The following is an 11,878-nucleotide window of genomic DNA, read 5'->3' on the forward strand; positions in this document are numbered from 1 at the left end:
TCTCGCGGCAGCCATAGGGCCATCCAGTCACCGCCAAAGCGCGGGCGGCATCGGATATGCTGCGCGCAAGCCTCCCGTCGGGAGGCGCAGGCTCCATGCACGATAGGCTCGTCCCCGGCCCGGATTTTCTCACCGGCGGCGGTGAAATGGGTGCGCTCATGCGTGCCCATGACTGGTCGTCCTCGCCTCTCGGCCCGCCGGAACATTGGCCGCAGAGCCTCCGGGCCGTGGTGAGCCTGATGCTCACGTCGAAATTTCCCATGTTCGTCGCCTGGGGGCCAAAGCTCGCGTTTCTGTACAACGACGGCTATGTGCCGATCTTCGGTGCCAAGCACCCGCATGCCCTTGGGCTGCCGTTCCGCGATGTCTGGTCGGAGATCTGGCCCGATATCGAGCCGCTGGTGACCAAAGCGCTCGCCGGCGAGGCGACCTTCCACGAGGACCTGCACCTCGTGATGGAGCGCCACGGCTACCCGGAAGACACGTGGTACACGTTTTCCTATTCGCCCGTCCGCGATGAGACCGGCGGGATCGCCGGTATGTTCTGCGCCTGCACGGAGACCACCCAGGAGGTGAAGCTGCGTGCCGCCCTGCGCGCGGAGCAGGACCGGCTTCGCGAGCTCTTCCAGCAGGCTCCGGGCTTCATGGCGATGCTGGGCGGACGGGAGCACGTCTTCGAGCTGGTGAACGATGCCTATCTTCAGCTCGTGGGCCATCGCCGCGACATCATCGGCAAGACAGTCCGCGAGGCCCTGCCCGAGATCGAGGGCCAGGGCTTCCTTGACCTGCTCGACAAAGTCTACGCCGAGGGCAAGCCTTTCACGGGCCGAAGCCTGCGGGTCGGGTTGCAGCGGGAACCAGGGATCGAGGCCGAGGAACGTTTCGTCGATCTGGTCTATCAACCGATTACCGACCGCGAAGGCAGAGTGACAGGCATTTTTGCGGAGGGCTATGACGTCACCGAGCGCGTTCAGGCCGAGGAAAGCCTGCGCGAGAGCGAGGCGCGGTTCCGCAATCTCGCCGACAACGCCCCGGTCATGGTCTGGGTGACGGAAGCCGACGGCACCTGCACCTACCTGTCCCGGAGCTGGTATGAGTTCACCGGCCAGACGCCCGAGACCGGCCTGGGCTTCGGCTGGCTCGATGCGGTGCATCCGGACGACAGCGGCTGGTCGGGCGAGACATTCCGGGCCTCCAATGCCAGGCAGGAACCGTTCCGCGTCGAGTACCGGCTGCGTCGGGCCGACGGCACCTATCGCTGGGCCATCGATGCGGCCGCGCCGCGCTTTTCCGAGGACGGCACCTTCCTGGGCTATGTGGGCTCCGTGCTCGACATCACCGACCGCAAGCAGGTGGAGGAGCATCGCGAGCTTCTCATCAACGAGCTGAACCACCGGGTGAAGAACACGCTCACCATCGTCCAGTCCATGGCGTCGCAGAGCCTGAAGCAGATGAGCGAGGAGAACCGTCCCAAGGTCCAGGCCTTCGAGGACCGCCTCTTCGCCCTGGCCCGCGCCCATGACGTGCTCACCCGTGAGAACTGGGAGGGCGCGGAGCTGCGCGAGATCATCGACGAGGTGGTCGAGCCCTATCTGCGGCAGAAGACGAAGCATTTCGAGATCGAGGGACCACGTGTTCGCATGATCCCGAGAACCGCTCTCGCCATCGCCATGGCGATCCACGAGCTGGCGACGAATGCCGCCAAATATGGCGCGCTCTCCGTCTCGTCGGGATGCGTGTTCATCACCTGGACGGTCACGTCGGACGAGAGCCCGCACCTGGAACTGCGCTGGCAGGAGCGGGACGGCCCGCCGGTTTCACCGCCGACGCGAAGAGGTTTCGGCACCCGCCTGATCGAGCGCAGCCTCGCCACCGACGTGGGCGGCGACGTCCGCCTGACCTACGAGCCTGCCGGTGTGGTGTGTGTGATGAACGTGCCGCTGAATGATGAATCCGGGATGCTGGAGCACCATCCGCGCCATTGAGCGGAATGCTCCCCGTGCGCTGGCAAAGAACATGCAACGCAAACGAAAACGGCCGGGGCTAGCCCCGGCCGTAATGCATTCAGGGTTTTCTCTTACAGCCCCAGCTTCTTCTTGCGCTGAGCCAGGGTCCGCAGCCGCAGAGCGTTGAGCTTGATGAAGCCGGCGGCGTCGCGGTGGTCGTAGGCGACGGCGCCTTCCTCGAAGGTGACGAGATCCTGATCGTAGAGGGTGTAGGGGCTCTGGCGGCCGATGAGATGGACGCCGCCCTTGTAGAGTTTCAGCGTCACTTCGCCGGTGACAAATTCCTGGCTCTTGTCGATCATGGCCTGGAGCATTTCGCGCTCCGGCGAGAACCAGAAGCCGTTATAGATGAGCTCGGCATATTTCGGCATGAGCTCGTCCTTCAGGTGAGCCGCGCCGCGATCGAGGGTAATCGACTCGATGCCGCGATGGGCGAGATGCAGGATCGTGCCGCCGGGAGTCTCGTACATGCCGCGGCTCTTCATGCCCACGAAGCGGTTCTCGACGAGGTCGAGACGGCCGATGCCGTTGATCCGGCCCAGCTCGTTGAGCTTCGCCAGCAGGTCGGCCGGGCCCATCTTCTTGCCATCGATGGCGACCGGGTCGCCTTTGAGGAACTCGATCTTGATGACCGTCGGCGTGTCGGGCGCGGTCTCGGGATCGTTGGTGCGCGAATAAACGTAATCCGGCACGTCCATGGCCGGATCCTCCAGCACCTTGCCCTCGGAGGAGGCGTGCAGAAGGTTGGCGTCGACCGAGAAGGGTGCCTCGCCGCGCTTGTCCTTGGCGATCGGGATCTGGTGGGCTTCAGCGAACGCAATGAGCTGCTCGCGGGAGCGCAGGTCCCATTCGCGCCAGGGGGCGATGACGGTCACGTCGGGCTTCAGGGCATAATAGCCGAGCTCGAAGCGCACCTGATCGTTGCCCTTGCCGGTCGCCCCGTGGGACACCGCATCGGCCCCGACCTTCTCGGCGATCTCGATCTGCTTCTTGGCGATGAGCGGACGGGCGATGGAGGTGCCGAGCAGGTACAGGCCCTCGTATTGCGCGTTGGCGCGGAACATCGGGAACACGTAGTCGCGCACGAACTCGTCGCGCAGGTCCTCGATGAAGATGTTTTCCGGCTTGATGCCCAGAAGCTCGGCCTTCTTGCGGGCGGGCTCCAGCTCCTCGCCCTGGCCGAGATCGGCGGTGAACGTCACCACCTCGCAGCCATAGGTGGTCTGCAGCCACTTGAGGATGATGGAGGTGTCGAGGCCGCCCGAATAGGCGAGCACGACCTTGTTCACGCGCTTGTCGGCCATGGCAAAGGTTCCAGAGAGAAAGGGTACTGGCGGCTTAGCGGGGAAGCCCTTTTTGCGCAACGGGCAATTAGCACGCCGCCATGATCGTGCTGCATTCCTGCCCGGAAAGCCAAAGGCTGCCGTAACCCAGGGGAATGCATTAGGCCTTCATGCGGAGCGAAGAGCCGGCTTCGGAAGTTGGCCTCGCTCTTCCAGGTTTTGTGGTTGCGAGGAACGCTCATGCATCGTCGGCCGGTTCTCGAATTCTGGTACGAGTTCGCCTCGACCTATTCCTATCTCGCGGCCATGCGCATCGAGGCGGCGGCGGAAGCCGCCGGGGTGGAACTCGTGTGGCGGCCGTTCCTGCTGGGGCCGATCTTCAAGGCGCAAGGGTGGGAGACCACGCCTTTCAGCCTCTACCCGGCCAAGGGCCGCTACATGTGGCGCGACATGGAGCGGGAAGCGGCCCGCCTCGGGCTGCCCTTCTACCGGCCCGCGACCTTCCCGCAGAACGGGCTCCTGGCCGCCCGGGTCGCCCTTCTCGGCGCCGACCGGGGCTGGACGCCCTCCTTCACCCGGGCCGTCTACACGGCGCAGTTCGGGGAATGCCGCGACATCGCCGACGCGCAGGTGGTCACGGACATCCTCACCGGCCTCGGCCTGAACCCCGAGGCTATCATCGCCGAAGCCCAAGGGGAGACCAACAAGCTGCGCCTGCGCCGGATGGGCGAGGAGGTGCAGTCGCGGGGCCTCTTCGGCGCCCCGACCTTCTTCGCCGAGGACGGGGAAATGTTCTGGGGCAACGACCGTCTGGAACAGGCCCTCGATTGGGCGGTAACTCAAGGCCGGCGCGGGGAATGGCCGGACTGAGAGCCAGGACAGGCCCCAAATCCTTGAAACCCTTGTGATGCGGGGCCAATTGGGTTAAGACAACCCCTATCCGACAGGTCAGTAACGGTTTCGATTGTCAGGGTGCGTGTTCCGCGCCCTCGCGGTGTTCCGAAAAAACCTGCCGGATCAAGCGTTTCCATCCGTCGATGATACGCCGGCCCGCTCGAAGAGCGGCATGCCTCGGACATGGCCCTAGAAGGGGCGTCCTCAGGCAGCGGCGGCTGGAAACGGCCCGTTAACACGAGCCGCCGGCGTTGCCCCTTTAAACGAGGGCCATTCAGGAGAACCTATGTCTGCAGCTTTGCAACAGCCGAGCCGTGAAGATTTCGCGGCCCTGCTCGAAGAATCCTTCCGCACCTCCGAGATCAGCGAAGGCTCGGTCGTGAAGGGCAAGGTGGTCGCGATCGAGAAAGACGTCGCGGTCATCGATATCGGCGCCAAGACCGAAGGTCGCGTCGCCCTGAAAGAATTTGCCGGCCCGAACCGCGACCAGACCGTGGTTGTCGGCGACGAGGTCGAGGTCTATGTCGAGCGCATCGAGAATGCGCTGGGCGAGGCCGTCATCTCCCGTGACAAGGCCCGCCGCGAGGAGTCGTGGGTGAAGCTCGAGAAGGCCTTCGAGGCCGGCGAGCGCGTCAACGGCACGATCTTCAACCAGGTGAAGGGCGGCTACACGGTCGACCTCGACGGCGCCGTGGCGTTCCTGCCGCGCTCGCAGGTCGACATCCGCCCGGTGCGCGACGTCACCCCGCTCATGGGCGTGGCTCAGCCGTTCCAGATCCTCAAGATGGACCGCCGCCGCGGCAACATCGTCGTGTCGCGCCGTACGGTTCTCGAAGAGAGCCGCGCCGAGCAGCGCTCCGAGCTCGTGGCCAACCTCGAAGAGGGTCAGGTCATCGACGGCGTGGTCAAGAACATCACCGAATACGGTGCGTTCGTTGATCTCGGCGGCATCGACGGCCTGCTGCACGTCACCGACATGGCATGGCGCCGCGTCAATCATCCGTCCGAGGTCGTAACCATCGGCCAGACGGTGAAGGTGAAGATCATCAAGATCAACCACGAGACGCACCGCATCTCGCTGGGCATCAAGCAGCTGCTGGCCGATCCGTGGGAGGGCATCGCCGCCCGCTACCCGGTCCAGGCGAAGCTGAAGGGCCGCGTCACGAACATCACCGATTACGGTGCGTTCGTCGAGCTCGAGCCCGGCATCGAAGGCCTGATCCACGTCTCCGAGATGTCCTGGACGAAGAAGAACGTCCACCCGGGCAAGATCATCTCCACCTCGCAGGAGGTTGAGGTCGTGATCCTCGAGGTCGATCAGGTGAAGCGCCGCATCTCGCTGGGCCTGAAGCAGACGCTCCAGAACCCGTGGGAGGCCTTCGCCGAGAAGCACCCTGTCGGCACCGAGGTCGAGGGCGAGGTGAAGAACAAGACCGAGTTCGGTCTGTTCATCGGCCTCGAGAACGACGTCGACGGCATGGTCCACCTCTCGGATCTCGACTGGAACCGTCCGGGCGAGCAGGTCATCGACGACTTCAAGAAGGGCGATGTCGTGCGCGCCCAGGTTCTCGACGTGGACGTCGAGAAGGAGCGCATCTCGCTCGGCATCAAGCAGCTGGCCGGCGACCCCTTCGCCGAGGCCGGCGAGCTGAAGAAGGGCCAGATCGTCACCTGCGAGGTTCTCGAGGTGAAGGACGGCGGCCTGGAAGTGAAGATCGTCGACACCGACCTCTCCACCTTCATCAAGCGCAACGAGCTTGCTCGTGACCGCGCCGACCAGCGCCCCGAGCGCTTCGCCGCCGGCGAGAAGCTCGATGCCCGCGTCACGCAGTTCGACCGCAAGGCCCGCCGCGTGACCGTCTCCATCAAGGCCCTCGAGGTCGCTGAGGAGAAGGAAGCCATGGCTCAGTACGGCTCGGCCGATTCGGGTGCGTCGCTCGGCGACATCCTCGGCGCCGCCCTGAACAAGGCCGGCAAGAAGTAATCGGTTCTCGATTTTTTCGAGAATCCTACGGATCCCCGGGCCAAAAGCCCGGGGATTTTTTGTTGGGGTATCCAACAGGTGGATGAAGGTGTCATCCCCGGCGGTCCGTCAGGACCGGGAAGGGGATCCACTCACACGCGTGGCGCTATGGATTCCCTTCCCTTCCGCTGCGCTTCGGCCGGGAATGACACTGAGCCTGACGAGATCCCCGTACAAGGCCGGTGGCGCGGTAGAGGCGGCTTGCGTCTCGAAGCCGATGCAGCAATCCGGCCTTCGCGGATCGCGCCGATTATGCCGGAACATATGTCAGCCTGATCACGTCCTCGCCGATTCGGTCGCTCGCCACGAGGCGCAGCGGCGGCCGCGGGCCGGCGAAGAACGGCTTGCCGCCGCCGAGCACAACGGGGTGAAGGTACAATCGATACTCGTCGACAAGGCCTAGATTGGTCAGGCTTCCTGCCAATGTCGGGCCTGAAACTTCGATGACTCCATCGAGCCGGCATTTCAGCTCGCGGATCGCTGCCTCGACCTCATCCGCAACAAGAGTGGCGTTCGGACCGACCGACGTCATCGAGCGCGACACGACCCACTTCGGTTGGGCCCGCCAAGCCGCCGCATACTCGCGCTCGGCCTCGGTCCACTCGGGGCGATTCTCGTCCCAGTATCGCATCGTTTCGTACATGCGGCGGCCGTAGACAGTTCCGGTCAGGCTTCGCACGTCATCGATGAAGTGACGAAAGATCGCCGGTTCAGGGGCAAAAGCCATGTGGTCGACATAGCCGTCCAGCGACTGGTTCAATGCATAGACGAGCCTCGCCATACAGGATCTTCTCCTCGCTCTCTCAAGAAACCGCCGAGGTTACGCGGTGCCGGGGCGGGCTACAATCCGGCTACCCGCCTGCCGCCGTGACCGAGGACCGGAAGTCCTCTTTCCGGCCGTTCCCTGTACGAGAAGGGAAGGGTGCGCAGTCATCGCAGGGTTTTTTGTTGGTCCCCTGTCTTGCCGCCCTATCTGGCTTCGAACTAGGTTGCTCCCCCGCATCCAACGCGAGACGAGTTCGAGAGACCAGACGATGTCCATCGATGCCGAAGCCATTGCCGACCGCCGCCGCCTGCGCCGCAAGCTCTCCTTCTGGCGGGTGGCGGGATTCTCCGGGCTGATCGCCGCCGTCGCGGCCCTCGGCTATGCGGCCGCCGACCGGGCCGGATACGGCGCGATCCAGAGCCAGATTGCCCGCATCTCCATCGACGGCGTGATCACCGGCAACCAGCGCCTGGCCGACCTGATGCGGCGGGTGGGCGATTCGAGCGCGGTCTCCGGCGTGGTGATCTCCATCAACAGCCCCGGCGGCACCACCACGGGCTCGGAGGAGCTCTTCCGCAACATCCGCCGGCTTTCCGAGAAGAAGCCGGTCGTCACCTTCGTGGACGGCACCGCGGCTTCCGGCGGCTACATCACGGCCATGGCGACGGACTACATCGTGGCCCGCGAGACCTCCATCGTGGGCTCCATCGGCGTGCTCTTCCAGTATCCCGATCTCTCCGGCCTCATGGGCCAGGTCGGCGTGAAGCTGGAAGAGGTGAAGTCGACGCCCCTCAAGGCGGAGCCGAGCCCCTTCAAACCCACCTCGCCGGAAGCGCGCGCGGCCATGCAGGCGGTGGTCAACGACACCTATGACTGGTTCAAGACCCTGGTGCGCGAGCGCCGCCGCCTGAACGAGGGCGAACTCTCCACCGCCTCCACCGGTCAGGTTTTCAGCGGCCGTCAGGCCGTGCCCCTCAAGCTCGTGGACAAGATCGGCAGCGAGCGCGACGCGGTGGCTTGGCTCGAGCAGACGAAGGGCGTGACCAAGGACCTGCCGATTCGCGACTGGAAGCCGAGTTCGGATCGGGATCTTTCGGTCTTTGCCATGAGCGCCACAATGGCGGATCTCTTCGGCTTCGAGCGTGTGGCCGAGACCTTGCGCCGGGCATCGGCCCAAGCCGAGATCGCGCGGCTTGACGGCCTCCTGGCTGTCTGGCAACCTTTGGAAAAATAAAGCAACGTCAAAGATATAGCTCATCCATGATAAAATCCGAACTCGTGCTCAAGATCGCTGAGCAGAACCCGCATCTTTACCAGCGCGACGTGGAGAAGATCGTGAACGCGATCCTCGACACCATTGCGGATGCGCTGGCCCGGGGCGACCGGGTCGAGCTGCGCGGTTTCGGGGCCTTTTCGGTCAAGAAGCGCGACGCCCGCACGGGCCGCAACCCGCGCACCGGCGAATCCGTTTCCATCTCGGAAAAGGTCGTTCCGGTCTTCAAGACGGGCAAGGAAATGCGTCAGCGTCTCAATGCTCCGGCCCCGAAGGTGATGAAGGCGGCGGCTGCCCAATAACTCTTGAGAGGTGTTCGTGATTCGCTTTCTGAAGGCGCTCATTCTCCTGCCGGTCGCCATCCTGATTGTCCTGCTCGCCGTGGCGAACCGGGCTCCGGTGACCCTGTCCCTCGACCCGTTCTCGCAGGAAGCACCGGAATTTGCGTTCCAGCTGCCCCTGTTCGCTGTCATCTTCGCGGCCGTGATGCTGGGCGTCCTGATCGGCGGCACGGCCACCTGGCTCGCGCAGGGCAAGAACCGCAAGTCGCGCCGGCAGCTGCGGCGCGAGACCAGGCAGCTGCGCTACGAGACCGAGCGCCTGAAGGCGCAGACGCCCTCCACCACCACCACCCTGCCGGCAACGGTTTCGTCCGCGCCCGCCCGCAGCTTCTGAGACCACCTGAACCATGCGCGTCGTCACCTCCGCCGAGATCGATCGGGTTCTCACCTTTCCTGTCCTGATCGACACCCTGGCCGAGGCCTTTCGTGGCGACATGGTCACGCCCGTCCGCCACCATCACGAGGTCGAGCGTCCGGGTTCCCACGGCACGCTCCTGCTGATGCCGTCCTGGACCGGGCCTGCGATACAGGACGGCTTTCTCGGCGTGAAGGTCGTCACCGTGTTTCCCGAGAACGGCGCCAGGAGCCTGCCCAGCGTGATGGGCTCCTATCTGCTCATGGACGGCACCACCGGTGAGCCGGTCTCCGTCCTCGATGGGACGCGCCTCACCGTCTGGCGCACCGCCGCGGCTTCGGCGCTGGCGGCCCGCTTCCTCGCCCGTGAGGATGCCAGCCGCATGGTGATGGTGGGAGCAGGGGCGCTGGCGCCCTTTCTCATCCGCGCCCATATGAGCCAGCGGCCGATCCGCGAGGTGGCGCTGTGGAACCATCGACCCGAGAGGGCCGAGACTGTCGCGGCCGAGCTTCGCGCTGAGGGCTTGCCGGTTACAGCCGCGACCGATCTGGAAGCTGCGGTGCGCGAGGCCGATCTCGTCTCCTGCGCGACCCTGTCGACTGCGCCCATCGTCAAGGGCGTCTGGCTGAAGGAAGGGGCGCATCTCGACCTCGTGGGCGCCTTCAATCTCAAGATGCGCGAGGCCGATGACGAGGCCCTGCGCCGGGCTCAGGTCTATATCGACACCCCGGCCGCCAAGGTCGAAGGCGGCGACGTGGCCGTGGCCCTGCACCGGGGCGCCATCACCGAGGATCACATCCGCGGCACCCTGACGGATCTGTGCCGCAGCGCCGCGCATCGCGGGCCTGCCGTGATCACGGCCTTCAAATCCGTGGGTGCGGCCCTGGAGGATCTGGCTGCGGCGATGCTGGTGTGGCGCTCGCTGGCAAAACCGTTGTAAACTACCCCCTATGGATAACCTGGTGAAAATCTGCGGGCTCTCTACGCCCGAGACCCTCGATGCCGCCCTGAGCGCAGGCGCGGACATGGTCGGTTTCGTGCGCTTCCCCAAGAGCCCCCGTCATGTGAGCCTCAACCTCGGCCACCGTCTCTCCCTGCAGGCCAAGGGTCGGGCCCAGCGCGTCGTCCTTCTGGTCAATCCGGGCGACGAGGACATCGCCCAGGCTGTCGAGGCCATCAATCCCGACCTGATTCAGCTGCATGGAAGCGAGACGCCTGAACGCGTGGCCGAGATCCGCTCCATGGTCAAACGGCCGGTCATGAAGGCGCTGGGCGTGGCGGAACCTTCCGATCTCCAGGCTCTCACCCCCTATGCCGGCGGCGCCGATCACCTTCTGCTCGATGCCAAGCCGCCCCGCACGGCGGCGGCTCTGCCCGGCGGCAACGGGATTTCCTTCGACTGGGGGCTCCTGAAGGGGCTTGACCCTAAGGTTTCCTTCATGTTGTCAGGAGGCCTCAATCCCGAGAACGTGGCGGAGGCGATCCGGCTGACGAAGACGCAGGCCGTTGACGTCTCGTCCGGGGTGGAAAGCAGACCGGGTCTCAAGGATCCGGCCAGGATCGAGGCCTTCATCAGGGCCGCCCGGTCAGCCTTCGCGGCTGCCCATCACTAGTTAGATCTGCACGTCCTTTTCCAGGCGTGCTCTCATCCTGAAGGCAGGACAGGCCGTGTCAGCTCAAGCTCAACCCAATTCCTATCGCACCGGTCCCGACGAGCGCGGGCATTTCGGCCAGTTCGGCGGCCGCTTCGTCGCCGAGACCCTGATGCCGAACATCCTCGAGCTGGAAAAAGCCTATGAGGAGGCGCGGAACGACCCGTCCTTCCATGCCGACATGGCGTATTTCTCGACGCATTATATCGGCCGTCCGAGCCCGCTCTATTTCGCCGAGCGCATGACCGAGCATCTCGGTGGCGCCAAGATCTACTTCAAGCGCGAAGAGCTGAACCATACCGGCGCCCACAAGGTGAACAACGTGCTGGGCCAGATCCTTCTCGCCCGCCGCATGGGCAAGAAGCGCATTATCGCCGAGACCGGCGCCGGCCAGCATGGCGTTGCCACGGCCACCCTCTGCGCCCGCTTCGGACTTGAGTGCATCGTCTATATGGGCGCGGTCGACGTGGAGCGGCAGAAGCCCAACGTGTTCCGCATGAACATGCTCGGCGCCAAGGTGGTGCCGGTGCAGTCGGGCACCCGCACGCTCAAGGACGCCATGAACGAGGCCCTGCGCGACTGGGTCACCAACGTGGCCGATACCTTCTACTGCATCGGCACGGTGGCGGGTCCGCATCCCTATCCGGCCATGGTGCGCGACTTCCAGTGCGTGATCGGCACCGAGACCCGCGAGCAGATGATGCAGGCGGAAGGCCGCCTGCCGGACTCGCTCGTCGCCTGCATCGGCGGCGGCTCCAATGCGATCGGCCTGTTCCACCCGTTCCTCGACGACAAGGACGTGGAGATCTACGGCGTCGAGGCAGCTGGCCACGGCCTCTCCGGTCTCCATGCCGCATCCCTGACAGGCGGCCGTCCCGGCGTGCTTCACGGTAATCGTACCTACCTGCTCATGGATCGCGACGGTCAGATCGCCGACGCGCATTCCATCTCGGCTGGGCTCGACTACCCGGGCATTGGCCCGGAGCATGCCTGGCTGCACGAGATGGGCCGGGTCAAGTACATCTCCGCCACCGACGAGGAGGCGTTGGACGCCTTCCAGCTCTGCTCGCGCCTCGAGGGCATCCTGCCGGCGCTCGAGCCCGCCCATGCGCTCGCCAAGGTGATCGAACTCGCGCCTAAAAAGCCCAAGGATCACCTGATGGTGGTCAACATCTCAGGCCGCGGCGACAAGGACCTGTTCCAGATCGCCGAGCACCTGGGCAACCAGATTGTGTAAACCCTTGGCATCATGGCCGGGCTCGTCCCGGCCATCCACGTCCTCAAC

At 64.9% G+C, this 11,878-nt stretch carries 11 protein-coding genes; 9 read left to right on the plus strand and 2 right to left on the minus strand.

Translation table 11 applies throughout. The features are described from left to right. Positions 1-95 precede the first annotated feature (95 nt). Entirely contained in the window at positions 96-1,985 is a 1,890-nt protein-coding gene (locus FHR70_RS15800) for a PAS domain-containing sensor histidine kinase (RefSeq protein WP_183451864.1), read from the plus strand. Between the two features lie 92 nt (positions 1,986-2,077). Here FHR70_RS15800 and FHR70_RS15805 read toward each other — a convergent pair whose 3' ends face one another. Further along, entirely contained in the window at positions 2,078-3,310 is a 1,233-nt protein-coding gene (locus FHR70_RS15805; RefSeq protein ID WP_183451866.1) for an argininosuccinate synthase, read from the minus strand. A 219-nt stretch (positions 3,311-3,529) separates the two neighbouring features. Here FHR70_RS15805 and FHR70_RS15810 point away from each other — a divergent pair, with 219 nt between their 5' ends. Both FHR70_RS15810 and rpsA read left to right on the plus strand, forming a co-directional pair. Continuing rightward, complete coding sequence (locus tag FHR70_RS15810; RefSeq protein WP_183451868.1) at positions 3,530-4,159, plus strand: 2-hydroxychromene-2-carboxylate isomerase; 630 nt, start codon at positions 3,530-3,532, stop codon at positions 4,157-4,159. Positions 4,160-4,469: 310 nt separating this feature from the next. Beyond that, complete coding sequence (gene rpsA / locus FHR70_RS15815; RefSeq protein ID WP_183451870.1) at positions 4,470-6,167, plus strand: 30S ribosomal protein S1; 1,698 nt, start codon at positions 4,470-4,472, stop codon at positions 6,165-6,167. Between the two features lie 289 nt (positions 6,168-6,456). Here the strand turns inward: rpsA and FHR70_RS15820 are convergent, their stop codons facing one another. Beyond that, entirely contained in the window at positions 6,457-6,987 is a 531-nt protein-coding gene (locus FHR70_RS15820) for a dihydrofolate reductase family protein (RefSeq protein WP_183451872.1), read from the minus strand. Between the two features lie 253 nt (positions 6,988-7,240). On the opposite strand from FHR70_RS15820, the gene sppA reads away from it, so the two are divergent. The 6 genes from sppA to trpB are packed head-to-tail and all read left to right on the plus strand — an operon-like array spanning position 7,241 to position 11,830. Beyond that, positions 7,241-8,206, plus strand: a complete 966-nt coding sequence (gene sppA, locus FHR70_RS15825) for a signal peptide peptidase SppA (protein ID WP_183451874.1) — start codon at positions 7,241-7,243, stop codon at positions 8,204-8,206. A gap of 26 nt (positions 8,207-8,232) precedes the next feature. Then, positions 8,233-8,547, plus strand: coding sequence for an integration host factor subunit beta (gene ihfB, locus FHR70_RS15830; RefSeq protein ID WP_183451876.1), 315 nt, complete (start codon positions 8,233-8,235; stop codon positions 8,545-8,547). Positions 8,548-8,563: 16 nt separating this feature from the next. Further along, positions 8,564-8,920, plus strand: coding sequence for a lipopolysaccharide assembly protein LapA domain-containing protein (locus FHR70_RS15835; protein WP_183451878.1), 357 nt, complete (start codon positions 8,564-8,566; stop codon positions 8,918-8,920). 13 nt (positions 8,921-8,933) lie between these two features. Then, a complete protein-coding gene (gene lhpI, locus FHR70_RS15840) occupies positions 8,934-9,881 on the plus strand; it encodes a bifunctional Delta(1)-pyrroline-2-carboxylate/Delta(1)-piperideine-2-carboxylate reductase (protein WP_183451880.1) in 948 nt (315 codons plus the stop codon). Positions 9,882-9,891: 10 nt separating this feature from the next. Continuing rightward, on the plus strand, positions 9,892-10,554 hold the full coding sequence (locus FHR70_RS15845; protein WP_183451882.1) for a phosphoribosylanthranilate isomerase: 663 nt from the start codon (positions 9,892-9,894) through the stop codon (positions 10,552-10,554). Positions 10,555-10,609: 55 nt separating this feature from the next. Beyond that, positions 10,610-11,830: a tryptophan synthase subunit beta gene (gene trpB, locus FHR70_RS15850; protein WP_183451884.1), complete on the plus strand. Its 1,221-nt coding sequence runs from the start codon at positions 10,610-10,612 to the stop codon at positions 11,828-11,830. Positions 11,831-11,878: the final 48 nt, after the last annotated feature.

It is taken from the genome of Microvirga lupini, from assembly GCF_014191055.1.
Taxonomy (GTDB): domain Bacteria; phylum Pseudomonadota; class Alphaproteobacteria; order Rhizobiales; family Beijerinckiaceae; genus Microvirga; species Microvirga lupini_A.

Coding starts and splice junctions, on each gene's coding strand:
- FHR70_RS15805 (WP_183451866.1), bottom strand. CDS start 3,310: ATGGCCGACAAGCGCGTGAACAAGGTCGTGCTCGCCTATTCGGGCGGC.
- lhpI (WP_183451880.1), top strand. CDS start 8,934: ATGCGCGTCGTCACCTCCGCCGAGATCGATCGGGTTCTCACCTTTCCT.
- FHR70_RS15810 (WP_183451868.1), top strand. CDS start 3,530: ATGCATCGTCGGCCGGTTCTCGAATTCTGGTACGAGTTCGCCTCGACC.
- sppA (WP_183451874.1), top strand. CDS start 7,241: ATGTCCATCGATGCCGAAGCCATTGCCGACCGCCGCCGCCTGCGCCGC.
- FHR70_RS15845 (WP_183451882.1), top strand. CDS start 9,892: ATGGATAACCTGGTGAAAATCTGCGGGCTCTCTACGCCCGAGACCCTC.
- rpsA (WP_183451870.1), top strand. CDS start 4,470: ATGTCTGCAGCTTTGCAACAGCCGAGCCGTGAAGATTTCGCGGCCCTG.
- ihfB (WP_183451876.1), top strand. CDS start 8,233: ATGATAAAATCCGAACTCGTGCTCAAGATCGCTGAGCAGAACCCGCAT.
- FHR70_RS15800 (WP_183451864.1), top strand. CDS start 96: ATGCACGATAGGCTCGTCCCCGGCCCGGATTTTCTCACCGGCGGCGGT.
- FHR70_RS15820 (WP_183451872.1), bottom strand. CDS start 6,987: ATGGCGAGGCTCGTCTATGCATTGAACCAGTCGCTGGACGGCTATGTC.